Source organism: Streptomyces bicolor (assembly GCF_000719285.1).
GTDB lineage: Bacteria > Actinomycetota > Actinomycetes > Streptomycetales > Streptomycetaceae > Streptomyces > Streptomyces bicolor.
This window is the reverse complement of sequence record NZ_JOFS01000011.1, coordinates 188,223-213,544: the sequence shown is the minus strand read 5'-3', so window position 1 is coordinate 213,544 and position 25,322 is coordinate 188,223. Positions and strand designations below refer to the sequence as shown.

The 25,322-nt window shown below is 71.0% G+C and carries 21 protein-coding genes; 16 read left to right on the top strand and 5 right to left on the bottom strand.

Annotated features, from left to right (window positions below; all coding sequences use genetic code 11):
* Positions 1–45: 45 nt before the first annotated feature.
* From IF78_RS0117855 to IF78_RS0117840, 4 genes are all read left to right on the top strand, one after another.
* Positions 46–1,302: a glycoside hydrolase 5 family protein gene (locus tag IF78_RS0117855; RefSeq protein ID WP_107049959.1), complete on the top strand. Its 1,257-nt coding sequence runs from the start codon at positions 46–48 to the stop codon at positions 1,300–1,302.
* Positions 1,299–3,302 (top strand): endo-beta-N-acetylglucosaminidase, encoded by a 2,004-nt coding sequence (locus IF78_RS0117850; RefSeq protein WP_031482499.1) that lies wholly within the window; start codon positions 1,299–1,301, stop codon positions 3,300–3,302. Before IF78_RS0117855 ends, IF78_RS0117850 begins: the two co-directional genes overlap by 4 nt.
* A gap of 31 nt (positions 3,303–3,333) precedes the next feature.
* The gene (locus tag IF78_RS0117845; RefSeq protein ID WP_031482497.1) at positions 3,334–6,351 is read left to right on the top strand and encodes an alpha-mannosidase; all 3,018 of its coding nucleotides are present in this window, start codon (positions 3,334–3,336) and stop codon (positions 6,349–6,351) included.
* Between the two features lie 90 nt (positions 6,352–6,441).
* Complete coding sequence (locus IF78_RS0117840) at positions 6,442–7,257, top strand: peptidoglycan-binding protein (RefSeq protein WP_031482495.1); 816 nt, start codon at positions 6,442–6,444, stop codon at positions 7,255–7,257.
* A 69-nt stretch (positions 7,258–7,326) separates the two neighbouring features.
* Here the strand turns inward: IF78_RS0117840 and IF78_RS0117835 are convergent, their stop codons facing one another.
* On the bottom strand, positions 7,327–8,055 hold the full coding sequence (locus IF78_RS0117835) for a FadR/GntR family transcriptional regulator (protein ID WP_031482493.1): 729 nt from the start codon (positions 8,053–8,055) through the stop codon (positions 7,327–7,329).
* Positions 8,056–8,251: 196 nt separating this feature from the next.
* On the opposite strand from IF78_RS0117835, the gene IF78_RS0117830 reads away from it, so the two are divergent.
* The 8 genes from IF78_RS0117830 to IF78_RS0117795 are packed head-to-tail and all read left to right on the top strand — an operon-like array spanning position 8,252 to position 16,080.
* Positions 8,252–9,325 (top strand): sugar ABC transporter substrate-binding protein, encoded by a 1,074-nt coding sequence (locus IF78_RS0117830; RefSeq protein WP_031482490.1) that lies wholly within the window; start codon positions 8,252–8,254, stop codon positions 9,323–9,325.
* Complete coding sequence (locus tag IF78_RS0117825; protein ID WP_031482488.1) at positions 9,322–10,824, top strand: sugar ABC transporter ATP-binding protein; 1,503 nt, start codon at positions 9,322–9,324, stop codon at positions 10,822–10,824. Before IF78_RS0117830 ends, IF78_RS0117825 begins: the two co-directional genes overlap by 4 nt.
* On the top strand, positions 10,817–11,842 hold the full coding sequence (locus tag IF78_RS0117820; RefSeq protein ID WP_031482487.1) for an ABC transporter permease: 1,026 nt from the start codon (positions 10,817–10,819) through the stop codon (positions 11,840–11,842). The genes IF78_RS0117825 and IF78_RS0117820 overlap by 8 nt, the downstream gene beginning before the upstream one ends.
* A gap of 45 nt (positions 11,843–11,887) precedes the next feature.
* On the top strand, positions 11,888–13,243 hold the full coding sequence (locus IF78_RS0117815; RefSeq protein WP_031482484.1) for an L-fuconate dehydratase: 1,356 nt from the start codon (positions 11,888–11,890) through the stop codon (positions 13,241–13,243).
* Positions 13,240–13,995: an SDR family NAD(P)-dependent oxidoreductase gene (locus tag IF78_RS0117810; RefSeq protein WP_031482482.1), complete on the top strand. Its 756-nt coding sequence runs from the start codon at positions 13,240–13,242 to the stop codon at positions 13,993–13,995. The genes IF78_RS0117815 and IF78_RS0117810 overlap by 4 nt, the downstream gene beginning before the upstream one ends.
* Positions 13,992–14,939 carry an aldo/keto reductase gene (locus tag IF78_RS0117805; RefSeq protein WP_031482480.1) on the top strand — a complete coding sequence of 316 codons (948 nt, stop codon included), beginning with the start codon at positions 13,992–13,994 and terminating at the stop codon, positions 14,937–14,939. Before IF78_RS0117810 ends, IF78_RS0117805 begins: the two co-directional genes overlap by 4 nt.
* Positions 14,936–15,250 carry an L-rhamnose mutarotase gene (locus IF78_RS0117800; protein WP_031482478.1) on the top strand — a complete coding sequence of 105 codons (315 nt, stop codon included), beginning with the start codon at positions 14,936–14,938 and terminating at the stop codon, positions 15,248–15,250. Before IF78_RS0117805 ends, IF78_RS0117800 begins: the two co-directional genes overlap by 4 nt.
* Complete coding sequence (locus IF78_RS0117795) at positions 15,247–16,080, top strand: amidohydrolase family protein (protein ID WP_031482476.1); 834 nt, start codon at positions 15,247–15,249, stop codon at positions 16,078–16,080. The genes IF78_RS0117800 and IF78_RS0117795 overlap by 4 nt, the downstream gene beginning before the upstream one ends.
* Here IF78_RS0117795 and IF78_RS0117790 read toward each other — a convergent pair.
* Positions 16,068–17,489: a lipase maturation factor family protein gene (locus tag IF78_RS0117790; RefSeq protein WP_031482474.1), complete on the bottom strand. Its 1,422-nt coding sequence runs from the start codon at positions 17,487–17,489 to the stop codon at positions 16,068–16,070. The genes IF78_RS0117795 and IF78_RS0117790 overlap by 13 nt on opposite strands.
* 135 nt (positions 17,490–17,624) lie before the next feature.
* Here IF78_RS0117790 and IF78_RS0117785 point away from each other — a divergent pair, with 135 nt between their 5' ends.
* The 3 genes from IF78_RS0117785 (at position 17,625) to IF78_RS0117775 (ending at position 21,923) form a co-directional block, all read left to right on the top strand.
* On the top strand, positions 17,625–18,842 hold the full coding sequence (locus IF78_RS0117785) for a DUF6777 domain-containing protein (RefSeq protein WP_031482472.1): 1,218 nt from the start codon (positions 17,625–17,627) through the stop codon (positions 18,840–18,842).
* A 90-nt stretch (positions 18,843–18,932) separates the two neighbouring features.
* The gene (locus IF78_RS0117780; protein WP_031482470.1) at positions 18,933–21,014 is read left to right on the top strand and encodes a SpoIIE family protein phosphatase; all 2,082 of its coding nucleotides are present in this window, start codon (positions 18,933–18,935) and stop codon (positions 21,012–21,014) included.
* A 45-nt stretch (positions 21,015–21,059) separates the two neighbouring features.
* Positions 21,060–21,923: an Fpg/Nei family DNA glycosylase gene (locus IF78_RS0117775; RefSeq protein ID WP_031482468.1), complete on the top strand. Its 864-nt coding sequence runs from the start codon at positions 21,060–21,062 to the stop codon at positions 21,921–21,923.
* Positions 21,924–21,950: 27 nt separating this feature from the next.
* Here the strand turns inward: IF78_RS0117775 and IF78_RS0117770 are convergent, their stop codons facing one another.
* The 3 genes from IF78_RS0117770 to IF78_RS0117760 all read right to left on the bottom strand — a co-directional run bounded on the left by IF78_RS0117770 (position 21,951) and on the right by IF78_RS0117760 (position 23,968).
* Positions 21,951–22,604 carry a zf-HC2 domain-containing protein gene (locus IF78_RS0117770; RefSeq protein WP_031482466.1) on the bottom strand — a complete coding sequence of 218 codons (654 nt, stop codon included), beginning with the start codon at positions 22,602–22,604 and terminating at the stop codon, positions 21,951–21,953.
* 151 nt (positions 22,605–22,755) lie between these two features.
* Positions 22,756–23,271: a hypothetical protein gene (locus IF78_RS0117765; protein ID WP_031482464.1), complete on the bottom strand. Its 516-nt coding sequence runs from the start codon at positions 23,269–23,271 to the stop codon at positions 22,756–22,758.
* 148 nt (positions 23,272–23,419) lie between these two features.
* Positions 23,420–23,968: a sigma-70 family RNA polymerase sigma factor gene (locus IF78_RS0117760; RefSeq protein ID WP_031482462.1), complete on the bottom strand. Its 549-nt coding sequence runs from the start codon at positions 23,966–23,968 to the stop codon at positions 23,420–23,422.
* Between the two features lie 211 nt (positions 23,969–24,179).
* Here IF78_RS0117760 and IF78_RS0117755 point away from each other — a divergent pair, with 211 nt between their 5' ends.
* A complete protein-coding gene (locus IF78_RS0117755; protein ID WP_031482460.1) occupies positions 24,180–25,322 on the top strand; it encodes a CapA family protein in 1,143 nt (380 codons plus the stop codon).

Below are 25,322 nucleotides of genomic sequence, written 5' to 3'. Positions count from 1 at the left end.
GATCTCAAAGGGCTGACCACCCGTACCTCCGTCACAAGGACACGCATGCCTTCTGCCGTGCGCTTCGGCGTCAACTACACCCCGAGCGAAGGGTGGTTCCACCACTGGCTCGACTTCGACCTCGACTCCGTACGCGCCGACCTCGACTCCATCGCGGCACTGGGCCTCGACCACATCCGGATCTTCCCGCTGTGGCCCTACTTCCAGCCCAACCGCACGCTGATCCGGGCGCGGGCCGTCGACCAGTTGGTCCGGCTCGTCGACGCCGCCGCCGAACGCGACCTGGACGTCAATGTGGACGGTCTCCAAGGCCACTTGAGCAGCTTCGACTTCCTCCCGGCCTGGACCCGGACCTGGCACCGCCGGAACCTCTTCACCGACCCGGACGTCCTCGACGGCCAGGCCGCCTACCTGCGCACACTCGCCGCGGCACTCGCCGACCGGCCGAACTTCCTCGGCATGACCCTGGGCAACGAGGTCAACCAGTTCTCGGCGGGCCCGCATCCCGACCCCGACCGGGCGACCGAGGACGAGATCGACCGCTGGCTCACGCGCATGCTCGCCGCCTGTGAGGAGGGCGCGCCCGGGCGGCTGCACCTGCACGCCGAGTACGACGCCACCTGGTACCAGGACGACCAGCCGTTCACACCGGCCCAGGCCGCCCGGCACGGGGCCGTCACGGCCGTGCACTCCTGGGTCTTCAACGGCACCGCCCAGCGCCACGGCCGCACCTCCGTCCCGACCGAACACCATGCCGCGTACCTCGTCGAGCTGAGCAAGGCGTGGGCCGACGACCCGCACCGCCCCGTCTGGCTCCAGGAGGTCGGCGCCCCCGCGCCCCTGATCCCGCCCGAGCACGCCGCAGCCTTCACCGAGGCGACCGTCGCCAACGCCCTGGACTGCCCCGAGTTGTGGGGCATCACCTGGTGGTGCTCCCACGACGTGTCCCGCGAGCTGGCCGACTTCCCCCCACTCGAGTACGGGCTGGGCCTGTTGACCAACGACCGCGAGCCGAAGGACTCCGCTCGGGCGCTGGAGCGGGCGGCGCAGGAGCCCCCGCGGACCCCTGAGCCGCGTACGACAGCGCTGATCGTCCCGGCCGATCCCGCCGGCCGTTCGCTCTGCGCCCCGGGCGGCCCGGTCTTCGACGCCTATTTCCGGCTGGTCGCCGACGGCGTCCGCCCCACGACCGTCCTCGACGTGCGTGCCGCCGACCGTGAACACCTCCGCGCACGCGGCATCACCGAGGTCGTCGCTCCCGATCAGGTACTCCCCACCCCACAAGGAGGCGCCCGCTCGTGACCCCCACCAGACGCACCGTCCTCATCGCCGCCGCCTCGGCCGCGATGCTGCCCTCATTTCCGGCGACGGCAGCCGCCAAGCCCAAGGCCGCCGCCCTCCAGCCGTACGCCTCCTACTGGTACCCGGACTCCCTGCCCTCCGGCACCCCGGGCACCGGCATCACCTGGCGCAGCCTGAAGTCCTGGCGCCCGGCAGACGACCCGGACCTCGCCTTCAACGCCTCGACCGTCCCGCTCGCCCCGCGCTTCACCCCGACCCCGGCGAACGCCACCGCCCGCGCGGGCCAGGCCCGCATCCAGTCCCTGGTGTCGTTCGGGCCCACCTCCGGTAATCCTTCCCAGGGCTCGGCCACCGCCGACTACTACGCCCTCACGCACTGGGCGTACATCGACGAGCTGGTGTTCTGGGGCGGCTCGTCGGGGGAGGGGCTGATTCTCGCGCCGAACGCACCGATCGTGGACGCCGCCCACCGTCACGGCGTGCCCGTCCTCGGCAACGTCTTCCTGCCGCCCGTCGCCTACGGCGGGCAGCTGCAGTGGACGCGCGACCTGGTGCAGAAGGACGCGGCCGGGCGGTATCCACTGGCCGAACGGCTGGTCGCGGTCGCGGCGGCGTACGGGTTCGACGGGTGGTTCGTCAACGCCGAGACGAGCGGCGGGAACGCCACGCTGGGTGCGGACATGCTGGGCTTCATGCGGGAGTTGAAGGTGCTCGCCGAGGGCAAGGGCCAGCGGGTGACCTGGTACGACTCGATGACCGTGAACGGGTCAGTGAGCTGGCAGGGTGCGCTCAACTCCCAGAACGAGGCGTTCTTCCAGGCCGCCGACGACATGTTCGTCGACTTCCGGTGGACGGCGGCGAAGCTGGTGTCATCGGGGCAGCGAGCCGAGCAACTGGGGCGTGGCCGATACGAGTTGTGGGCAGGCGTCGATGTCGAGGCGAACGGGTGGAACTCGTCCGTGAACTGGGACGCCATCGTCCCGCGCGACAAGGCGCACGTCGTGTCGGTCGGTTTCTACCGGCCCGAGTGGACGCGGAATCACCTTCCGGCGGAGGGGCGGGGGCCGGGGGAGTTCCATGCCGCCGACGACCGGTTCTGGACGGGGCGGTCACTGGATCCGTCGCGGCCGGACGGTGCGGACAGCTGGCGGGCGCCGGCCGTGTCGGTCGCCGATCGGTCGACGGTCGCGTCCGTGCCGTTCGCGAGCGTGTTCAACACCGGGCACGGGCTGCGGTGGTACGAGGACGGGGAGGTGACGTCGGACGCGCCGTGGAACCATCTCGGCCTGCAGGACCGGCTGCCGTCCCGGCGCTGGGCCGTGCACACCGAAGGGCAGCGTCCCGCTGTGAACTTCGACTTCGCGGACGCGTGGCGTGGCGGGAGCAGTGTGCTCGTCGACGGTGAACTGGACGCGCCCGCGGTCGTGGATCTGTACGCGACACGGCTGCCGATCGGTGTGGACACGGTGGTCGAGCTGACCCACCGGACCGACGCGGGCAGTGTGGACGTCGAGCTCGCGGTGGCCACCGCCGAGCCGAGCGCGCCGGGTGCGACACCGCCGTACACGTATGCCGCCGTGAACTCGGCCGGCACATGGCAGACCTCGACCGTGCGGCTCACGGGCCTGACCGGCACTGTCCGTGCACTCGGTGTGCGGCTCACCGCGGCGGACGGGCCCGTGAGCTGGCGGCTGGGCGCCGTCGCGGTGCGGAACGCGAATGCTGCGCCCGCCGCCCCCTCAGCCCTCCGGATCACCGGCGCGAGCGGCGGCGATCTGCGCTTCATCTGGAATCCCGCCCCCGGGGAGGTGCGCCACTACACACTCCACCGTCTCCTCCCCGACGGCACCCGACGCTTCCTCGGCGGTACCTGTCAGTCCGCCTACTTCGTCGCGGGCCTGCGACCCGAACAGGGCGAGCAGGCGGCACGGTTCGAACTGCGTGCCGTGGGAGAGCTCTACACGTCGTCGGCTCCCGTGACCGTGACCCACACCTGGTAACCGTCCTCCCCTCAGCCCTGGAGCATCCCGCATGCATGACGACCGCAGCCTGGTCGAAGCCCGTCTCAAGCGCGTCCTCGACGAGCGTGTCCGCCCCGCCGTGTACCCCGAGTCCGTGCCGCTGGAGGTGGCGGTGTGGCATGCGCCGGGTGAGCCGGTGCCGGTCGCGGAGGGGCTCGCGGCCGAACCCGAGCCGATCGAGGTGGGCGCCCGCTGGGGTGCTCCCTGGGGCACCAGCTGGTTCCGGGTCACCGGGACCGTGCCCGAGGCGTGGGCCGGAAGGACCGTCGAGGCGCTGCTCGACCTCGGGTTCGACGAGAACATGCCGGGCTTCCAGTGCGAGGGCCTGGTCTACCGGCCCGACGGCACCCCGGTGAAGGGCCTCAACCCGCGCAACCAGTGGGTGCGCATCGGCGCTCCGGTGGAGGGCGGCGAGGAGGTGCGGCTGCACATCGAGGCCGCCTCCAACCCCGTCATCCTCGACTACCACCCCTTCCTGCCCACGCGACTCGGCGACAAGGAGACCGCCGGCAGCGAGCCGCAGTACACGCTCACCCGCATGGACCTCGCCGTCTTCGACGAGACGGTGTGGCAGCTCGTCCTCGACCTGGAGGTGCTCGGCGAGCTGATGGCCGAGCTGCCGGTGGAGTCGGCGCGCCGCTGGGAGATCCTGCGGGCGGTGGAGAAGGCACTGGACGCGATCGACCTCCAGGACGTGAACGCAACGGCCGCGCAGGCGCGTGCGCGGCTGGAGACGGTCCTGTCCGAGCCCGCCGTGCCCTCCGCCCATCGCATCAGCGCCGTCGGCCACGCCCACATCGACTCGGCGTGGCTGTGGCCGCTGCGCGAGACGGTCCGCAAAGTCGCGCGTACGACCGCGAACATGACCGCGCTGCTCGACGACGAGCCGGAGTTCGTGTTCGCCATGTCCCAGGCCCAGCAGTGGGCGTGGGTGAAGGAGCACCGGCCCGAGGTGTGGGCGCGGGTGAAGAAGGCGGTGGCGGACGGGCGGTTCGTGCCGGCCGGCGGGATGTGGGTGGAGTCGGACACCAACATGCCGGGCTCGGAGGCGATGGCCCGGCAGTTCGTGCACGGCAAGCGGTTCTTCCTCGACGAGTTCGGCATCGAGAACGACGAGGCCTGGCTGCCCGACACCTTCGGCTTCGCCGCCGGACTGCCCCAGATCATCAAGGCCGCCGGCTCCAAGTGGCTGCTGACCCAGAAGATCTCCTGGTCGCAAACCAACAAGTTCCCGCACCACACCTTCCGGTGGGAGGGCATCGACGGCACCCGGATCTTCACCCACTTCCCGCCCGTCGACACCTACAACTGCTCCATGAAGGGCAGCGAGATCGCCCACGCGGCCCGCAACTTCAAGGACAAGGGAGTCGCCCGGCACTCCCTCGCCCCCACCGGCTGGGGCGACGGAGGCGGCGGCACGACCCGCGAGATGATCGGCAAGGCGGCACGGCTGCGCGACCTCGAAGGCTCCGCCACCGTCGTCTGGGAGACCCCGGAGGAGTTCTTCCGCAAGGCCGAGGCCGAACACCCCGACCCGCCCGTCTGGGTCGGCGAGCTCTACCTCGAACTCCACCGCGCCACGCTCACCAGCCAGGCGAAGACCAAGCAGGGCAACCGCCGCAGCGAACACCTCCTGCGCGAGGCCGAACTGTGGGCGGCGACGGCCGCCGTACGCACCGCATTCCCCTACCCGTACGAGGAGTTGGACCGCATCTGGAAGACGGTGCTGCTGCACCAGTTCCACGACATCCTGCCCGGCTCGTCCATCGCGTGGGTGCACCGGGAGGCACGCAGGACGTACGAGCGGATCGCCGAGGAGCTGACCGGGATCATCCGCGCGGCACAGCACGCCCTGGCGGGTGAGGGGGAGCGGCACCTGGTGTTCAACGCCGCCCCGCACACCCGCGACGGCATCCCGGCGGGCGGCGCCGGCACCCCCGCGGCCCAGGAGCGGACGCGGCTCACGCCACGCCCCGGCGGCGGCCACGTCCTGGACAACGGCCTGCTGCGGGTCGAGATCGACGGTCAGGGCCTGGTGGTCTCCGTGTACGACATCGAGGCCGACCGCGAGACGATCGCGCCGGGCAGGGCCGCGAACCTCCTCCAGCTCCACGCCGACTTCCCGAACATGTGGGACGCCTGGGACGTCGACGAGTTCTACCGCAACACGGTCACCGATCTGACCGAGGCGGACGAGGTCGTCGAGAGCGAGGACGCAGTCCGGGTCGTACGGTCCTTCGGATCCTCCCGCGTCACGCAGCGGCTGAGCCTCGCACCGGGCGAGCGGCGCCTGCTCGTGGACACGGTGGTCGACTGGCACGAGACGGAGAAGTTCCTGAAGCTGGCCTTCCCGCTCGACGTGCACGCCGAGCGGTACGCGTCGGAGACCCAGTTCGGGCACTTCCACCGCCCCACGCACACCAACACCAGCTGGGAAGCGGCCAAGTTCGAGGCCTGCAACCACCGTTTCGTCCACCTGGAGGAGCCGGGCTGGGGCGTCGCCGTCGTCAACGACTCCACGTACGGCCACGACGTGACCCGCACGGTCCGCACCGACGGCGCCCGCGGGACGACCACCACGGTCCGCGTCTCCCTGCTGCGTGCCCCGCGCTTCCCGGACCCCGAGACCGACCAGGGCGTCCACCGCTTCCGGCACGCCCTGGTGCCGGGCGCGGGCATCGGGGACGCGGTGCGCGAGGGCTGGCGGATCAATCTGCCGGAGCGGCGGATCACCGGTGGCCGGGAGGTGGCGCCACTGGTGACGGTGGACAAGGACGCGGTCGTGATCACGGCCGTCAAGCTGGCCGACGACGGCAGCGGGGACGTGGTGGTCCGCCTCCACGAAGCCCACGGCGGCCGGGCACGGGCCACGCTGACGGCAGGCTTCGACGTCGGGGACGTCATGGCGACGGACCTGCTGGAACGTCCGCTGCCCGAGGCTCCGTCGTACGACGGCCGGCAAGTCGCCCTGCGCCTGCGGCCCTTCGAACTGGTGACGTTGCGGCTGCGGCGAGCCCGGGTCCACTGACGGCCAACGGCGGCGCGTCGCCGTGAAGTGGCGGACAACTGGCCTCACACTCAAGGGCGTTGGCGTTACGACAGCGCCTTGGAGGCACTCTTGAAGCTTGTCACGCGAGCCCAGCTCGGCTGGCCCGCATCCGCCGCACCCGCACAGACCTCGACCAAGGGTGTGAAGGTCCATTACGAAGGCACATCGGTCAGTGTCAAGCTCCTCGACGACCACGACCTCTGCATCGCCGAGTGGAAGTCGATCCGGGCATCCCATCTGGCCAACGAGAAGGAGAACTACTCCGACATCGCCTACAACTACGGCGCCTGCCCGCACGGTTACCTCCTGGAGGGCCGTGGCCTCGGCAAGCGCACCGGGGCGAACGGCAATCAGGAGCTCAACCGGGGCCACTACGCGATCGTCGGCCTGGTCGGCGACAAGGGGCTCACCAAGCCGACGGACGCCATGCTCGGCGCGATCCGCGACGGCATCGAGCTGCTGCGCCGCCACGGTGCCGGCAAAGAGATCAAGGGGCACCGGGACGGCCTCGCCACGGCGTGCCCCGGCGAGCACCTGTACGCATGGGTGAAGAAGGGAGCGCCGCGGCCAGGTGGTTCGACGACCGTTCCGGGCCCGCGCACGGTGATCGACGTGTCGAAGGTGGTCGCCGCGGCCCTGCGCGACCCGGCCAAGTCCGGCACGCCGGTGTCGTACGCGGGCGTGAAGACCGTGGAGAAGGCGCTCGTCGCGGAAGGTCTCCTCCCGTCGAAGCTCGCGGACGGCCACTTCGGCACGACGACCGTCAAGGCGTACGCCGCCTGGCAGCGCCGTTGCGGCTTCACCGGGGACGACGCCAACGGCATCCCCGGTCAGGCGTCACTGGAGAAGCTCGGCAGCAAGCACGGTTTCGACGTGAAGCCGTAGAGCGGCAGTAGTGAGACGGGGCCGTTCCCCTCGCGCGGAGGTGAGGGGAACGGCCCTCGGCGTTCGCGGTCAGCCGCCGAGCTGGGTCCGCAGCCACTCCTCCACCTCGCCGACGTGCGCGGCCGCCGCCGCCCGGGCCGCCTCCGGGTCGTGGGCGACCAGGGCGCGGTGGATCGCGGCGTGCTCGCGGCGGGTGCGGGCGAAGGCGCCCTCCTCCTGGTAGCCGCGCCAGACGCGGGCGCGGAAGGTGCGGGAGGACAGGCCCTCCAGGATCGCGGCCATGGTGTCGTTGCCGGCGGCGGCCGCGATCTCGCGGTGGAAGGCCAGGTCGTGGGCGAGGATCTCCTCCGGATCGTCCGTGGCGTTCATCGCCGTGAGGTGCTTCTCGACCTCCGCGAGCTGGTCCGGTGTGATCCGCGCCGCCGCCAGGGCCGTCGCCGTCGACTCCAGGATGCGCCGCACCTCCAGCAGTTCCACCAGACGCGGGCCCCGGGACAGGTCGGCCACCACGCCGAACGTCTCCAGCAGGTCGCCGGCCTCCAGCTGGGTGACGTAGATGCCCGAACCGTGCCGGGCCTCCAGCACCCCCAGCACCGTGAGCGCGCGGATCGCCTCGCGCATCGAGCTGCGGGAGATGCCCAGCCGGGCCGCCAGGTCGCGCTCGGTCGGCAGTCGCTGGCCGGGCTCCAGTCGGCCCTCGGCGATCATCGCCTTGACCGCCTCGATGGCGCGCTGCGTCACGGTGCCCTTCTGCGGGGCCGTCTCGACGGTGCCCTTCTGAGGGGCTGTCTCGTCCACGCCGTTCCTCCCGTCGCCCGAGGCGCCTCGGGGCGCCCGGTGAGCGGAAGTGTAATCACCAGGTTGGTCAGACCACTACGGCTGGAATCCGGGAAATTCTGCCGCCGGAGGCTGTTGTTTTGGCGAAGTGGTCTGATAAATATGCGGGCATCTGCTCGAACCAGGTGCTCGAAGACGCTCAACGAGGAGCCGCCAGATGCACGGCAGGACAGCGCGGAAGCAGAACAGGTCACGGATGGTCAGGGCGGTGTGCGCGGTCGCCGGCGCCTCGCTCGTGCTCGCCGCGTGCGGCAGCACCAAGGACACCGGCGCCTCCAGTGCCGGAGGTGGCGGCGGCAGCGGCAAGGTCGGGGTGATCCTGCCCCTGCTGACCTCGCCGTTCTGGCAGTCGTACAACGACTACGTGCCGAAGATGGCCGACGCCGAGGGCGTCGACACGCTCAAGACGGTCAACTCCAACAGCGACCCCTCCCAGCAGATCACCGACATCAACAACCAGCTCAACCAGGGCGTGAAGGGCCTGGTCGTCGCCCCGCTGGACAGCGCCGCCATCGAGGCGGGCCTCGACCAGGCCGAGCGCAAGGGCGTGCCGGTCGTCGCGGTCGACGTGGCGCCGGACAAGGGCAAGGTCGCGATGGTGGTGCGCGCCAACAACGTGGCGTACGGCGAGAAGGCCTGCCAGTACCTCGGCGAGCAGATCCCCTCCGGCAAGGTCGTGCAGATCATGGGCGACCTCGCCTCCGTCAACGGCCGCGACCGCTCCGAGGCCTTCCGGGCCTGCGTGAAGAAGAACTTCCCCAAGCTGAAGGTCCTGGAGATACCGGCCAAGTGGGAGTCCGACACCGCGGCCTCCAAGCTGGACACCCTCCTCAACGCCAACCCCGACATCAAGGGCATCTACATGCAGGCCGGCGGCGTCTACCTCGCGCCGACCCTCCAGACCCTGAAGTCGAAGGGCATGCTGAAGAAGGTCGGCCAGGCCGGTCACATCACGATCGTCTCCAACGACGGCATCCCGCAGGAGTACGACGCGATCCGCAAGGGCGAGATCGACGCGACGGTCTCCCAGCCTGCCGACCTGTACGCCAAGTACGGCATGTACTACATCAAGGCGGCGATGGCGGGGAAGACGTTCAAGCCCGGCCCCACCGACCACGACTCGACCATCGTGAAGCTCCCCAGCGGCATCCTGGAGGACCAGCTCCCCGCCCCGCTGGTCACCAAGGACAACGTCGACGACCCCGACCTCTGGGGCAACACGGTCAAATGATGACGCCACTCGTCGATGCGCGGGGCATCGTCAAGCGCTACGGCCCCACCACCGCCCTCGCCGACGGACGCCTCACCGTCCTGCCCGGCGAGTCCCACGCCCTCGTCGGCCGCAACGGCGCCGGCAAGTCGACCCTGGTCAACATCCTCACCGGACTCCAGGCCGCCGACGAGGGCGAGGTCCGCTTCGACGGCGAGCCCGCGCCCCCGCTGGCCGACCGGGACGCCTGGCGCCGCAAGGTGGCCTGCGTCTACCAGAAGCCCACAGTCGTTCCCGAGCTGACGGTCGCCGAGAACCTCTTCATCAACCGGCAGCCGCTCCAGCGAGGGTTCATCAGCTGGCGCAAGCTGCGCACCGAGGCCGCCGAACTCCTCGCCACCTGGGACGTGCACGTCGACCCCGAGGTCCGCACCGCCGACCTCAAGGTCGAGGACCGCCAAATGGTGGAGATCGCCCGGGCGTTGAGCTTCGGCGCCCGGTTCATCATCCTCGACGAACCGACCGCCCAGCTCGACAAGCGCGAGATCGAGCGGCTGTTCACCCGCATGCGGGCACTGCAGGACTCCGGCGTCACCTTCCTGTTCATCTCGCACCACCTGCAGGAGGTGTACGAGGTCTGCCAGACCGTCACCGTCCTGCGCGACGCCCGCTGGATCACCACCGCTCCGGTCGCCGAACTCCCGCGCCGGGCCCTGGTGGAGGCCATGGCGGGGGAGTCCCTGGAGGCCATCGCCGAGCAGGCCGTGGACCCGAGGGACGTCGACCACGACGCCCCCGTCCTGCTCGAGGCACGCGGGCTCACTTCACCGGCGTACGAGAACATCGATCTCACCGTGCGTCGCGGGGAGGTCGTCGGGCTCGCCGGCATCAGCGGCAGTGGCAAGGTGGAGCTCGCCGAGTCCTTCGCGGGGCTGCACACACCGACGGGCGGAACGGCTCAACTAGGCGGTGAGCGGCTGCCGTTCGGCGATGTCCAGGCCGCTCTCGAGGCGGGCGTCGCCTGCGTGCCCCGCGACCGGCACGACCAGGGCCTCGTCGCCGGCATGACCATCGGCGACAACGCCACCATGAGCGTCCTGGACCGGCTCGGCCGCTTCGGCTTCGTCCGCACCGAACGCAAGCGCGGCTTCGCCACCGCCCTCATCGAGCGCCTCGACATCCACACCGAGGGCCCCGAGCAACCCGTCTCCGACCTGTCCGGCGGCAACGCGCAGAAGGTCGTCATGGCCCGCGCCCTCGCCTCCGACCCCCGGCTGCTCGTGCTGATCAACCCCACCGCGGGCGTCGACGTGAGGTCCAAGGAGTCACTGCTGGCCCGCGTGGACAGCGCCCGCGAGGACGGCATCGCCGTACTCGTCGTCTCCGACGAACTCGACGACCTGCGCCGCTGCGACCGCGTCCTCGTCCTGTTCCACGGCCGTGTCGTCGCCGAGCACCCGGCGGGCTGGCGCGACCACGAGCTGATCGCCTCCATCGAAGGAGTGGACAACCATGGCTGACACCAAGGCCCCACCGGCCCTGCCTGTGAAGGTGCCGGACGCCCGTGCCGCCAGGACGGTCCTGCTCCGCCGCGCCCGTGAACTCGCCCTCGTCCCGGCCCTGTTGCTCCTCATGGTGCTCGGCGCGGTGGTCAACGACTCGTTCCTCACCGAACGCAACCTGATCTCCATCCTCGGCGCCTCCGCCGCGTTGGCGATGGTCGTGCTGGCCGAGTCGCTCGTCCTGATCACCGGAAAGTTCGACCTGTCCCTCGAATCGGTCGTCGGCATCGCACCCGCGGTCGGCGCACTCCTCGTGCTGCCCGTCGCCCAGTCCGGCTGGGGCACCGAACTCCCCGCCGCCCTCGCCCTGTTGGCGGTCCTCGCCGTCGGCGCGGCAGTCGGTGCCTTCAACGGCATCCTGGTGGTGAAGTTCAAGCTCAACGCGTTCATCGTGACGCTCGCGATGCTGATCGTCCTGCGCGGGCTGCTGGTCGGCGCGACCAAGGGCAAGACGCTGTTCGGGATGCCCGACAGCTTCTACTCCCTCGCCACCACGACGTTCATCGGCATCCCGATGTCGGTGTGGCTCGCGGCGGCGGCCTTCGCGATCGCCGGGTTCGTGCTGCGGTACCACCGCATCGGACGCGCCCTGTACGCCATCGGCGGCAACGCGGACGCCGCCCGCGCGGCCGGTATCCGGGTCGAGCGCGTCATGCTCGGCGTGTTCGTCGTCGCGGGCACCCTCGCGGCCGTCGGCGGGATCATCCAGACCGGCTATGTCGGCGCCATCAGTGCCAACCAGGGCAACAACATGATCTTCACCGTGTTCGCGGCCGCCGTGATCGGCGGCATCAGCCTGGACGGCGGCAGGGGCACCATGTTCGGCGCCCTGACCGGCGTACTCCTCCTCGGCGTCGTCCAGAACCTGCTCACCCTCGCCCAGGTCCCGTCGTTCTGGATCCAGGCCATCTACGGCGGAATCATCCTGGTCGCCCTCATGATCGCCCGCGTGACGACGGGTCGGGCTCAGGACTGACCCGAGCCGCCCCCCTCATCGACGTCACCGACCGAAAGGCCCTCTGTGTCCCCGACCCCCGGCACCCCCGCCCGCATCACCGCGGTCGACACCCACGACATCCGCTTCCCCACCTCGCGCGAGCTCGACGGCTCCGACGCGATGAATCCCGACCCCGACTACTCGGCGGCGTACGTCGTGCTGCGCACCGACGCGGCGGACGGGCACGAGGGGCACGGGTTCACCTTCACCATCGGGCGGGGCAACGAGGTCCAGGTCGCGGCGATCGAGGCGCTTCGCGGCCATGTCGTCGGCCGGTCCGTCGACGAGCTGTGCGCCGACCCGGGGACCCTCAACCGCGACCTGATCGGCGACAGCCAGCTGCGCTGGCTCGGCCCCGAGAAGGGCGTGATGCACATGGCGATCGGCGCGGTCATGAACGCCGTGTGGGACCTGGCGGCCAAGCGTGCGGACAAGCCCCTGTGGCGGCTCCTCGCCGACGCCGACCCCGAGTGGATCGTCCGGCAGGTCGACTTCCGGTACCTCACCGACGCGCTCACGCCCGAGGAGGCGCTGGCCATCCTGCGCCGGGGCCGGGAAGGGGCCGACGAGCGCGCGGCACGGCTGCTGGAGCACGGTTACCCCGCCTACACCACCTCCGCCGGCTGGCTCGGCTACGACGACGACAAGCTCACCCGGCTCGCCGCCGAGGCGGTCGCCGACGGCTTCCGGCAGATCAAGCTGAAGGTCGGCGCCGACCTGGAGGACGACGTACGGCGCTGCCGTGTCGCCCGTTCGGTCGTCGGTCCCGACATCCGCATGGCGATCGACGCCAACCAGCGCTGGGACGTGGCCGAGGCGATCCGCTGGACCAAGGCCCTCGCCGAGTTCGACCCGTACTGGATCGAGGAGCCCACCAGCCCCGACGACGTCCTTGGCCACGCGGCGATCCGCGAGGCCGTCGCCCCGGTGAAGGTGGCCACCGGCGAGCACGTCCAGAACAGGGTCGTCTTCAAGCAGCTCCTCCAGGCCGGCGCCCTCGACGTCCTGCAGATCGACGCGGCCCGCGTCGGCGGCGTCAACGAGAACCTCGCCATCCTGCTGCTCGCCGCCAAGTTCGGCGTGCCGGTCTGCCCGCACGCGGGCGGCGTCGGACTGTGCGAACTCGTCCAGCACCTGTCGATGTACGACTATGTGGCGGTCACAGGCACCACCGAGGACCGTGTCATCGAGTACGTCGACCATCTGCACGACCACTTCCTCGACCCGGTGGTGATCAGGGAAGGTCACTACACGGCACCAACCGCGCCGGGTTTCTCGGCCGCCATGCGACCCGAGTCGATCGCGCGGTACACGTTCCCCGGCGGCACCTTCTGGGCCGCCGACCTCGAGACTTCCGGAAAGAAGGGGCACGCGGCATGAGCGACTTCGACGGTCTCAAGGCACTGGTGACGGGAGGCGCCTCCGGCATCGGCCGGGCCACGGCCGAACTCCTCGCCGCGCGGGGCGCCCAGGTCGCCGTACTCGACCTGGACCCGTCGTCCGTCGACAAGCCCCTGCTCGCCTTCCGCGCCGACGTCACCGACGACGCCTCCGTACGCGAGGCCGTCGCGGCCGCCGTGGCCGAGCTCGGCGGGCTGGACGTGTTGATCAACAACGCCGGCATCGGCGCCCGGGGCACCGTCGAGGACAACGACGACGCCGAGTGGCACCGGGTCATGGACGTCAATGTCGTCGGCATGGTGCGGGTCGCGCGCGCCGCACTGCCCCACCTGCGCGACTCCCCGCACGCTGCGATCGTCAACACCTGCTCCATCGCCGCCACGGCAGGGCTGCCACAGCGGGCGCTGTACAGCGCGACCAAGGGCGCCGTGTACTCGCTCACCCTCGCCATGGCCGCCGACCACGTCCGCGAGGGCGTCCGCGTCAACTGCGTGAATCCCGGGACGGTCGACACGCCGTGGGTCGGCCGCCTGCTCGACGCCGCCTCCGACCCGTCCGCCGAGCGCGCCGCCCTGGAGGAACGCCAGCCCACCGGCCGCCTCGTCTCGGCCGCCGAGGTCGCCGGCGCCATCGCCTACCTGGCGAGCCCGCTCTCCGGCGCCACGACCGGAACCGCCCTCGCCGTCGACGGCGGCATGCAGGGCCTGCGGCTGCGGCCGGTGGGCCAGTGAGCACGCCGAGCGGGCTCGGCTTCGGGGCCGCCGGCATCGGCAACCTCTTCACCGAGGTCACCGAGGAGCAGGCGTACGAGGCGGTGGACGCCGCCTGGCGGTGCGGCATCCGCTACTACGACACCGCACCCCACTACGGCCTCGGCCTGTCCGAACGCCGCCTCGGTGCGGCCCTGCGCGAGCACCCCCGCGAGGAGTACACGGTCTCCACGAAGGTGGGCCGCCGTCTGGAACCGTCCACCGGCGGGGGCGACGACATGGCGAACGGCTTCGCCGTGCCCGCCACCCACCGCCGGGTCTGGGACTTCACCGAGGACGGCATCCGGCGCACCCTGGACGCGAGCCTGGAACGTCTCGGCCTCGACCGCGTCGACATCGTGTACCTGCACGACCCCGACGACCATGCCGAACACGCCTTCCGGGAGGGATACCCGGCCCTGGAGAAGCTCCGCTCGGAAGGCGTCGTCGGCGCGATCGGCGCCGGCATGAACCAGACCGACATGCTCACCCGTTTCGTCCGCGACACCGATGTCGATGTGGTGCTGTGCGCCGGCCGCTACACGCTGCTCGACCAGAGCGCGCTCGACGAGCTGCTGCCCGCGGCCGTCTCGAGGGGCACGTCCGTCGTCATCGGCGGGGCCTTCAACTCCGGCCTGCTCGCGGATCCCAAGCCGGGGGCGACGTACAACTACACGCGGGCGCCCGGCGAGTTGCTGGACCGGGCCCTGCGTATGAAGGAGATCGCAGCGAGGCACGGCATCGGCCTGCGCGCCGCCGCGCTGGCCTTCTGCGCGGCCCACCCCGCTGTCAGCAGCGTCCTGGTGGGGGCCCGCTCGGCCCACGAAGTCCAGGACGCCGCCCGCCAGTTCGCCACGCCGGTCCCCGACCCCTTCTGGCAGGAGCTGCGGGACACAGGACTCCTGGTCATCGAGGAGAAGCGATGAGAATCGCCCTGCACACCAAGGTCCGCGCGGATCGGATCGCCGAGTACGAGGCCGCCCACCGAGAGGTCCCGAAGGAGCTGACGGACGCCATCCGGGCCGCCGGCGCCACCTCCTGGACGATCTGGCGCAGCGGCACCGACCTCTTCCACGTCCTGGAGTGCGAGGACTACGGCCGCCTCCTCGCCGAGCTGGAGAAGCTGCCCGTCAACGTGGCCTGGCAGGCCCGGATGGCCGAACTGCTCGACGTGGTGCACGACTACTCCGGCGAGGGCGCGGACGCCGGCCTGCCGGTCGTCTGGGAGCTGCCGTGACGGTCGTCGACGCGCACCACCATGTGTGGGACCTGGCGGTCCGTGACCAGGACTGGATCACCGGACCCGAACTCGAGCCGCTGAGGCGGAACTTCACGGTCGCCGACCTCGCCCCGCAGGCGCGGGCCGCGGGAGTCGGCCGTACCGTCCTCGTCCAGACGATCACCGTGCCCGAGGAGACCCCGGAGTTCCTGGCCCTCGCCGCCGAGCACGAACTGATCGCGGGCGTCGTCGGCTGGACCGACCTCACCCGGCCGGACATCGCCGACGAACTGGCCCGGCTGCGGGAGCTGCCCGGCGGGCGGTACCTCAAGGGCATCCGCCACCAGGTGCAGGGCGAGCCCGACCCGGAGTGGCTGCTGCGTGCGGACGTACGGCGCGGACTCGCCGCCGTGGCCGAGGCGGGGTTGGTCTACGACCTGGTCGTGCTGCCGCACCAACTGCCGGCCTGCGTCAAGGCCGCCGCGGACCACGCCGACCTGACCTTCGTCCTGGACCACCTGGGCAAACCGCCCATCGCCTCCGGCGAGCGCGAGCCGTGGGAGACGGCCGTGCGCTCCCTGGCCGCCCTCTCCAACACCGTCTGCAAGCTCTCCGGCATGGTCACCGAGGCCGACCACGCCTCCTGGACGGTCGACGACCTGCGTCCGTACGCCGACGTCGTCCTCGACGCCTTCGGTCCGGAGCGGCTGATGTTCGGCTCGGACTGGCCCGTGTGCACGCTGGCGGCGACCTACGGCCAAGTGCTCGCCTCGGCGCGGGACCTGACCGGCGAGTCCGACCGCCGGCAGATCTTCGAGACGACCGCCACCCGTGTCTACGACCTCTGAGCCACCTCGGCCAGTCTGGTCGGCGGCAGATACTCCCGCACGTACGTCCGCTCCCAGCACGCGCCCGTCTCCCGCAGCTCACGCCACGTCGTGTACCGGTAGCGGAAGAGGCGGGCGCGGACGTAGCGGGGCGGCGCGTCGGGTGGGAAGGGCGAGCGGCGCAGCAGTTTCAGCGTGTCGCGGTCGTTCTCCAGGAGCCGCTCCACCAGGGCACCGAACCACGCCCCGGCGTACGCGGGCGACAGCGCGGCGAACCACATCAGCCAGTCCAGCCGCAGATGGTACGGCGCGAACTGCCGCGGCCAGTGCCGGGGATCGCCCGGCTTGCCCTTGAACTCGTACTCCCGCCAGTCCGAGTCCTCACGTGGTACGTCGTCGGTGGTGCCCTCGATCACCACCTCGTAGCGGAGTCTGCTGACGCTGCCGAAGGCACCGTAGGTGTTCACCAGATGGAGCGGATCGAAGGAGCGGTTCATGATCTGGCGGCGGGAGATCATGTTGGCGACCGGGTGGTAGCTGAGGAACAGCAGCAGCGCGGCGACCGCCAGCACCACGACCTCGTACCACAGCGGGGCGTCCGGCACCGAGGGCGGATCGCTCGGGAACCGCACCGCCGACACGGCCAGCACGATGGTGATCCAGTTCAGCCAGGAGAAGTTGCCCGACAGCACCAGCCACAACTGGGTGACGATCATCAGGGAGGCGGCGGCCGTGGCGATCGGCTGCGGGGTGAAGAGGAGGACGGGCACGGCAAGTTGGGTGACGTGGTTCGCGGCCACCTCGACGCGGTGCAACGGCTTCGGCAGATGGTGGAAGAACCAGCTCAGCGGTCCCGGCATCGGCTGCGTCTCGTGGTGGAAGTCCAGGCAGGTCAGCTTCCGCCAGCAGGCGTCGCCGCGCATCTTGATCAGGCCCGCGCCGAACTCGACCCGGAACAGGATCCAGCGCAGCAGGAACAGCACCACGACCGGCGGCGCCACCTCGTCGTTGCCCAGGAAGACGGCGAGGAAGCCGATCTCCAGCAACAGGGACTCCCAGCCGAACGAGTACCAGGTCTGGCCGACGTTCACGATCGACAGGTACAGCGCCCACGGGACCAGCCACAGCAGCATGGCGCCCCACAGGGGCACGACGTTGTCCAGCCCGGCCAGCAGCGCCGCCGACACCGCGCAGCCCGACCACGCGCAGGCCGCGAAGAACCGGTCCGAGTAATGGAGTTGGAACAGGCTCGGGGCGGCCTTGAAGGGCACCCGCGCGACGAACCGCGGTACGGGCAGCATGCCGCGCTCGCCCATCAGCGCCCGGAACTGCAGGGCCGCCGTCAAGAACGCGACGAGGTACACGCCGGCCAGAGCCCGCTGGAAGACCAGCCGGCTCGTCCAGTAGTCCGGTGCGATGAACCACTCCACGGCCGCACACTCCCTTCCCCATTGTCGCGCCCGAGGCCCATGTGACTCTCCGTATATCACTTCTCCGCTTGCGTAACCCGAGCGGGTGAAGCAGACAATAGTCCCGAACTGCCCGAAAGCACTCGGGAGGACGCGGTGCGGACATCCACCGGAGCCATCGTCACGGCCTGCATGCTCTCCGCGGCGCTCCTCGTCGCCGGCTGCGGCGGGGGCAAGGGCACGGAATCGAGCGGGGAGATCTTCCTCGAGCCCGCGGCGGCCAAGGGGCCCGATCCCTTCACGGACTCCACCGTGACCGCCACGGCCGAACCGTCCCCGGTCGCCCGAACGCCGCAGCCGGCGCGTACGGGCCGGACCGGACCGCAGCAGCTGTCAGGCGGCACGCCCGGCCTCTACGGCGGCACACCGGGGTCCGGCAGCTGCGATGTGCGGCGGCAGATCGACCACCTCACCTCCGACGCGTCCAGGGGCCGCGCCTTCGCGCAGGCGTCCGGCATCACCCGGGACTCGATCCCCGGCTATCTGCGCGGCCTGACCTCGGTCGTGCTGCGCGCGGACACCCGGGTCACCAACCACGGGTTCCGCGACGGTCGCGGGACCGGCTACCAGTCCGTCCTGCAGGCGGGCACCGCCGTCCTGGTCGACCGCCACGGTGTGCCCCGCGTCCGCTGCGCCTGCGGCAACCCGCTCACTCCGGCCGCCGACGTGCGGGGCGATCCGGCGACCAGCGGCCGGACCTGGTCGGGATACCGGCCCGACCGGGTGGTCGTGGTGGCTCCGACGACCCAGGTGATCACCAACATCACGATCATCAACAACGTCGACAACACCTGGATCGAGCGTCCGACCGGCCATCGGGGGCACGACCGCGACCATGTCCTGCCGCGGCCGAAGCCGGTGCCCCCCACTGCGGTCCCGCATCCGCATCCCCACGACAGCGGCTCACCCGGTGACCACGACGGGTTCCCCACGGACGGCAGCACGTCCCCGTCCGGTAGGCCCACCTCCCCGGAGGGCCCGCCGACGGACTGCGCGACCCACGGCCCCGCCGACTGCCCCACCGCCACCGCCACCCCGACGCCGTCGCACCCGACCACCGACCCGGGGCACACGCCCGCCTCGCCCGCCTCGCCCGAGGAGCCCGGCGCCCCCGACTCCGGCACCGAACCCGAGCCGTCCCCGAAGTCCCCGGACGCTCCGGACTCCCCGGCCGCCTCGCGATCCCCGGAGGAAACCGGCCCGGAAACCGTCCCGGAGTCCCCCGACCTCCCCGACGGCGGCGGGCTCATCCCCAACGATCCGCACACCACCGACAGCGTCTTCGGCAGCCCCACCGATGTCTTCGCCGGCTGACCGACGCGGGTGGACGGACCCCGGGCGCCGAGCGGAAACAGTTGCGTCGCCCCAGTCGAAGATTCCGGCGAATGCTGGCAAGGTGGCCCCATGGTTGATCGGGGAGCGAGCGCCCTGTCACTCCCGGACGACTGGCCCGCCCACCCGGACCCGATCCTGGCGCTCAACCACATGGGCACCTTCGACTGGGACCTGGACACCGGTGTCTTCCACATGGACGCCCAGGCCCACGAGGTCTTCGACCTGCGCCCTGACGAATACGACGGAAACCCCGCGACCCTGGCGGTCCGGGTGCCGCCGCCGGAGGGCTATCGCCTGGACGGCCTGGTCTCCAAGGCCCTGAAGGACGGCAGCGAGAACTACGGCGCCTACTTCCGCATCCGCTGCCGCGACGGCACCCTGCGCTGGACCCACACCCAGGGCTACATCCGCCGCGACGAGACGGGCCGCCCGCGCCGCATCATCGGCATCGTCCGCGACGCCACCGAGGAACTCGCCGAGAGCGAGGAGCGGCGCGAGCAGGCCGCCGAGGACGAGGCCCGACGGCGGCAGACCAACGTCGTCCAGCTCACCACGGCCGCCCTCGCGCACGCCCGCACCGTCCGGGACGTCATAGACGTCCTCAAGGACACCCACGGACTGACCCACCTCGGCGCCACCAGCCTGGTCATGGGCCTGGTGGAGGCCGGCCGTATCCGGCTGGTCGCCGAGGGCCCGGCGGGCAGCTTCGTGCCCGGGACCATGGTCACCCGAATAGACGAGCAGTACCCGATGAGCGAGGTCGTACGGACCCTCACCCCGCGTTTCATCGAATCACCGCAAGAGTTCGCGGACAGCTACCCGATCCTCTGGCCGCACATCACCGGGCTCAACATCACGGCCGCCGCCTATCTGCCGCTGATCGCCCAGGCCCGGCCGATCGGTGCCATCGGACTGCTCTACAGCGACCGGGACGGCTTCTCCGCCGAGGACCGCAACGTGCTCGTCGCCCTCGGCAGCAGCATCGCGCAGAGTCTGCAGCGGGCCATGTTCTACGAGCAGGAGAAGGACCTCGCGACCGGCCTGCAGCAGGCCATGCTGCCGCGCACCATCCCCAGCGTGCCCGGCGCCGACGTCGCCGTCCGCTACCGGTCCGGCTCCCTCGGCCGGGACATCGGCGGCGACTGGTACGACCTGATCCCGCTGCCGGGCGGCCGGGTCGGCGCCGTCATCGGCGACGTCCAGGGCCACGACACACACGCCGCCGCCGTGATGGGACAGCTGCGCATCGTGCTGCGCGCCTACGCCGCCGAGGGGCACACCCCGGCCACCGTGATGGCCCGCGCCTCCGTGTTCCTGCACGAGCTGGACACCGACCGCTTCGCGACCTGCCTGTACGCGGAGGCCGACCTGTCCACCGGGGTCGTGCAGATCGTCCGCGCCGGCCACATCGACCCGCTGATCCGGGAGCCCGGCGGCGCCTGCCGGCGCGTCCCGGTCGAGGGCGGGCTGCCGCTCGGCCTGTCCGCGGAGTTCGGGCGGCTCGAATACCCGGTCGGCACCATCGAGCTGGACTCCGACCACACCCTGCTCCTGTGCACCGACGGTCTGGTCGAGCAGCCCGGCGCCGACCTGGACGACGGCATGCACACCCTCACCGCACTCATCGCCACGGGCCCGAACGACGTCCGGGATCTCGCGGACCGCCTCATCGACGTGGCCGAGGAACGCGGCGGCGACGACGACGTGGCCCTGCTCCTGCTCCGCCGCCGCGTTCTGGACGCCCCGCAGTCCGGCGGCCGCCTCCAGCAGCACGTCGCCCCCGGCGACCCCGAGGCCCTCACCGCGGCCCGGCACATGATCCGCGCCGCCGTGCGGGCCTGGGGCGCCGGTGACCGCGCCGACGAGATCGAACTGGTCGCCGACGAGCTGATCACCAACGCCCTGATGCACACCGAGGGCTCCGCCATCGTGACTCTGCGGGTCCTCACCGGCTCCGAGCGCCGGCTGCGCGTGGAGGTCGAGGACTCCTCCAGCGCCCTGCCACGCCGCCGGGAGGCGGGGGAGTCCGGCGTCTCCGGCCGCGGTCTGCTCCTCGTCGACCTGCTCACCGACGTGTGGGGCGTGGAGGCGCGGGGCGGCGGCAAGGCGGTGTGGTGCGAGTTCATGGCGCCGGAGCGGCCCGGTCCGTGAGGGGACCTGCCTGGCGCTGTCGGTGCCGGGTGGCACTCTGGACCTATGCCGGAACTCCCCGAGGTCGAAGCGCTCAAGGACTTCCTGACCGAGAACCTGGTCGGCCACGAGATCGTGCGCGTGCTGCCCGTCGCGATCAGCGTCCTCAAGACGTACGACCCGCCGGTTACAGCCGTGGAGGGTCATCAGGTCACCGCCGTGCACCGGTACGGCAAGTTCCTCGACCTCGCCACGGCGGACGGTCCGCACCTGGTGACCCACCTGGCCCGGGCCGGCTGGCTCCACTGGAAGGACCGGTTGCCGAGCGGCATGCCCCGCCCCGGCAAGGGCCCGCTCGCGCTGCGGGTGGCCCTGGAGACCGGCGCGGGCTTCGACCTGACGGAGGCCGGCACGCAGAAGCGACTCGCGGTCTACCTCGTCCAGGACCCCCGGCAAGTCCCCGGCGTGGCCCGGCTGGGCCCGGACCCGCTCGCCGACGACTTCGACGAGCCGCGTTTCGCGGCGCTGCTGAAGGACGAGCGCCGCCAACTCAAGGGCGCCCTGCGCGACCAGAGCCTGATCGCCGGGGTCGGCAATGCCTACAGCGACGAGATCCTGCACGCGGCGAGGATGTCCCCGTTCAAGCTGGCGTCGTCCCTGACATCCGAGGAGACGGCGAGACTGTACGAGGCCCTGCGGACGACCCTCACCGAGGCGGTCGAGCGTTCGCGCGGGGTCGCGGCCGGACGCCTGAAGGCCGAGAAGAAGAGCGGACTGCGCGTCCACGGCCGCACCGGCGAACCGTGCCCGGTGTGCGGCGACACCGTCCGCGAGGTCTCCTTCAGCGACTCCTCGCTCCAGTACTGCCCGACCTGCCAGACGGGCGGCAAGCCGCTGGCGGACCGGAGGATGTCGAGGCTGCTGAAATAGGCCGGGACCGGACAGGCGAGCAAGGGCCTACCGGGGCGTGAGCGTCACCAGGTGGTCGCCGTCCGCCGTCCGTACCTCGTAGCGAACGATCTCGTCCGTGTGCATCGCCGAGGCTCCCGTCATCGTGTTCTCACGGGTGTCATGGTCGGCGGCGTGCCAACTGGTCACGGTCTCCTGCGAGCCGTCCCGGCCGATGGCGATCAGATGGCAGGGGCGCGGCCCCGCGCCGTCCTTCACCTTCAACTCCACCTGACTCCCGTAGGCCTCGTTCTCGGTCGTGACCTGCGCCCACACACCCGACCGCGCGTCGGTCGCCTGGACGACCTGTACGGGCGCCTCGTCGCCGCCCGCCATCATCGCGACCCCGGGCCCGGCGAGGGCGATCACGACCGAGGCCGCGACGGCGTACAGCGTGCGCCGGCGCAGGGCGCGATGGCGGGCCGCCACCGCCTCCAGCAGCCGGTTCAGCATCTGCGGGCCCGGCTTGGCCATGGGGTGCACGAACCGGGGCGTGGACCGCCGGTACAGCATCAACTGGCGGGTGACAGGCCCGAACTCGGTCACGTGTGCCGCGCAGCGCGGGCACTCCATGAGGTGGTCCTCGAAGCGGAAAGCCTCCGCCTCGGTCAGCACGCCGAGCGCGTACGCGGCGACGTCGCGATGCCTCTCCAGGGACCTCATGCCGAATCCTCGTGCCGTTGGGTGTGGGGTGTGTTACTCCTTGCACCCACTGGTACGCACCAGGCAGTCGAATCACTCAAGGCCTACACACAATCGCAACCAAGGGATTCGGAGCGGCCGGGGACGAGGATTGGTCCCAGGAGAAAAGAACTCAAAAAAGATGGATGGCGAGGTGCCCGAGCGGCAGCCCGAGCTGCCACGCCGGTGTCCACACCTTCGGTCCCTCGTCCTCGCCGACCAGCGCGCCGCCACCCGGCACCGCGTTCAGATCGGGCGCGAGCAGCTCGGTCTCCTGCAGCCAGCGCCAGGCCGCCTCGGCCAGCTCCAGGTCGGGTGCGGGCCCGCCGGACTTCACCGCCTCGGCCGCGAGGCCCGCCATGCGCTCGCGCACCCAGTCCTGCCACGGCTGGTCGTAGGCCGTCAGCGACAGCCAGGTCTCCAGCTGGGTGACGACCCGGATGCCGGACAGCTCCCCGTCGGTGTCGGAGAGGAAGATGGTCAGCGCCAGGGCATCGCGCCCGGCGCGGAACTCGAAGGACGTCGGCGGCATCAGATCGCCGGTCCGCAGGAGCTCGTCGGCGATGTACTCGGCGTACAACCACGCCATGGGGACGGCCAGTTCACCGCCGCCGGTGCCGTCCGTGCTCTCCTGACCTCTGTGCAGCATCCCTTCCTGCCTTCCTCCGGTGAGTGCGTCGCCCGACCCGGGGCCCTTGGGCCCTGGGGCCCAATCCGGAACACGGATGAGGACAGCCGATTACTCAACCGGTGTCTTCAGCAAGGCGCTTTACGGAGGTTTGACTCAGCCATTGGTTTCACCGCAGGTCGGCCGCGTATCCCGGTAGCACCCTGCGCAGGGCGCGCAGCGCGTAGTAAGCGCGGGACTTCACGGTACCGGGCGGGATCCCCAGGGTTTCCGCGGCCTCCGCAACACTCGCCCCTTGGAAGTACACGAGCACCAGGACTTCACGGTGCTCCGGAGTGAGTGTCTTCACAGCCTCGCGGACATCGAGCACTTCCGCGGCCCGCTCGGCGTGGTCGGACATCACCCGGGCGTTCTCCAGGATCGCGTCCCCGACCTCCGGCGGCCGCGCCTGCCGGGCCCGCCGCGCGTCGATCGCCAGGCGCCGCCCGACGGTCATCAGCCACGGCCGTACGGATTCGAAGTCGTCCGCGCGCAGCGCCTCGGGATGCTGCCAGGCGCGCACCAGTGTTTCCTGCACGAGGTCCTCGGCGCGCTGCCGGTCGCCGTCACAGAGCCGGAGCAGCAGCGCGAAGAGGGGCCGGCCGTGCTCGCGCTGCAGCGCGGCGAGCTCGTGCTCGGCGGTCGTCGTCCCGTTGGTGAGGGTGGTTCCGGCCGTCATGGCCGTATGGCATCGCAGGCGGCCGCTGTGGGACAGGGCACACACACGGCTCTGCGGCGGACGGTCGATCGCGTCGGCGAACGGTACGACGAACGGTCCCTTCCGCCTATTCGGGACAGGCCGGACGGGCTAACGGACGCGGCCGAATTGTTTACGGTCAGGCCCGGATTCATACGTATTGGTGGGTAATACGACCACTCGGGGTGAGTTGATGATTGCACGCAGTCGACTTGTGGCCCTGGCTCTGACGGCCGTTCTTGCCGCGGGTGCCGCATGCCAGGCCGACAATCGCAAGGCGGGGCAGCCGGGCGCCTCCGCCGACCCGCGCGGCTTCACGCTCGTCGCCTCCGGCGACATCCTCCCGCACACCTCGGTCATCGACCGTGCGCGTTTCGACGCCGGTGGGTCCGGATACGACTTCCGCCCGATGCTCGCCGGTGTCCAACCCGTTGTCTCGGGCGCCGATCTGGCGCTGTGCCACATGGAGACCATCTACGGCGAGCGGGGTCAGTACAGCGGATATCCCACGTTCAAGTCGCCGCCGGAGGTGGCCCGAGGGGTCGCCGCCACCGGCTACGACGGCTGCTCCACCGCCTCCAACCAGAGCCTCGACGACGGAGCCGCCGGCATCCTGCGCACCCTGAACGCCCTGGACGAGGCGCGCGTACGGCACGCGGGAACGGCGCGCACCGAGGGCGAGGCGCGCTCCGTGACGATGCTGCGCGCGGGCGCGGCCAAGGTCGCGCACCTCGCTTACACCTACGGCGTCAACGGCTTCCCGCTGCCGCCGGGGCAGCCCTGGGCGGTCAACCTGATCGACAAGGCCAAGATCCTGGCGGACGCCCGCGCGGCGCGGAAAGCGGGCGCCGACGTGGTCGTCGTGTCGCTGCACTGGGGCACCGAATGGCAGGACGAGCCCGACAACACCCAGCTGACCCTCGCCCGTGAGCTGACGGCCGCGAGCAGCGACGACCGCCCCGACATCGACCTGATCCTCGGCACTCACGCCCATGTCCCGCAGGCCTACGAGAAGGTCAACGGCACCTGGGTGGTCTACGGCATGGGCGACCAGGTCGCGGGTGCGATGTACAACGAGCAGGGCGTACAGGACCCGCGCGGCAACCAGTCCACCCTCGCCCGCTTCACCTTCGCGCCGCCCGCCGAGGCCGGCCGGCGCTGGGAGGTGAAGAAGGCCGAGTTCATTCCGCAGTTGTTCGACATCGACGCCGGCCGGGTGATCAACATCAGCCAGGCGCTGGCCCAGGGCGCCGAGCTGCGCGGGGTGCGGGACCGGATCCGGGAGGTCGTGCTCAGCCGGGGGGCGGCGGAGGACGGGCTCGTCATGGGGGAGTAG

What these genes read in the sequence shown, in the direction of transcription:
- IF78_RS0117855 (WP_107049959.1), top strand. Translation starts at nt 46, where the DNA reads ATGCCTTCTGCCGTGCGCTTCGGCGTCAACTACACCCCGAGCGAAGGG.
- IF78_RS0117845 (WP_031482497.1), top strand. Translation starts at nt 3,334, where the DNA reads ATGCATGACGACCGCAGCCTGGTCGAAGCCCGTCTCAAGCGCGTCCTC.
- IF78_RS0117830 (WP_031482490.1), top strand. Translation starts at nt 8,252, where the DNA reads ATGCACGGCAGGACAGCGCGGAAGCAGAACAGGTCACGGATGGTCAGG.
- IF78_RS0117825 (WP_031482488.1), top strand. Translation starts at nt 9,322, where the DNA reads ATGATGACGCCACTCGTCGATGCGCGGGGCATCGTCAAGCGCTACGGC.
- IF78_RS0117820 (WP_031482487.1), top strand. Translation starts at nt 10,817, where the DNA reads ATGGCTGACACCAAGGCCCCACCGGCCCTGCCTGTGAAGGTGCCGGAC.
- IF78_RS0117810 (WP_031482482.1), top strand. Translation starts at nt 13,240, where the DNA reads ATGAGCGACTTCGACGGTCTCAAGGCACTGGTGACGGGAGGCGCCTCC.
- IF78_RS0117800 (WP_031482478.1), top strand. Translation starts at nt 14,936, where the DNA reads ATGAGAATCGCCCTGCACACCAAGGTCCGCGCGGATCGGATCGCCGAG.
- IF78_RS0117780 (WP_031482470.1), top strand. Translation starts at nt 18,933, where the DNA reads ATGGTTGATCGGGGAGCGAGCGCCCTGTCACTCCCGGACGACTGGCCC.
- IF78_RS0117775 (WP_031482468.1), top strand. Translation starts at nt 21,060, where the DNA reads ATGCCGGAACTCCCCGAGGTCGAAGCGCTCAAGGACTTCCTGACCGAG.
- IF78_RS0117770 (WP_031482466.1), bottom strand. Translation starts at nt 22,604, where the DNA reads ATGAGGTCCCTGGAGAGGCATCGCGACGTCGCCGCGTACGCGCTCGGC.
- IF78_RS0117765 (WP_031482464.1), bottom strand. Translation starts at nt 23,271, where the DNA reads ATGCTGCACAGAGGTCAGGAGAGCACGGACGGCACCGGCGGCGGTGAA.
- IF78_RS0117760 (WP_031482462.1), bottom strand. Translation starts at nt 23,968, where the DNA reads ATGACGGCCGGAACCACCCTCACCAACGGGACGACGACCGCCGAGCAC.
- IF78_RS0117755 (WP_031482460.1), top strand. Translation starts at nt 24,180, where the DNA reads ATGATTGCACGCAGTCGACTTGTGGCCCTGGCTCTGACGGCCGTTCTT.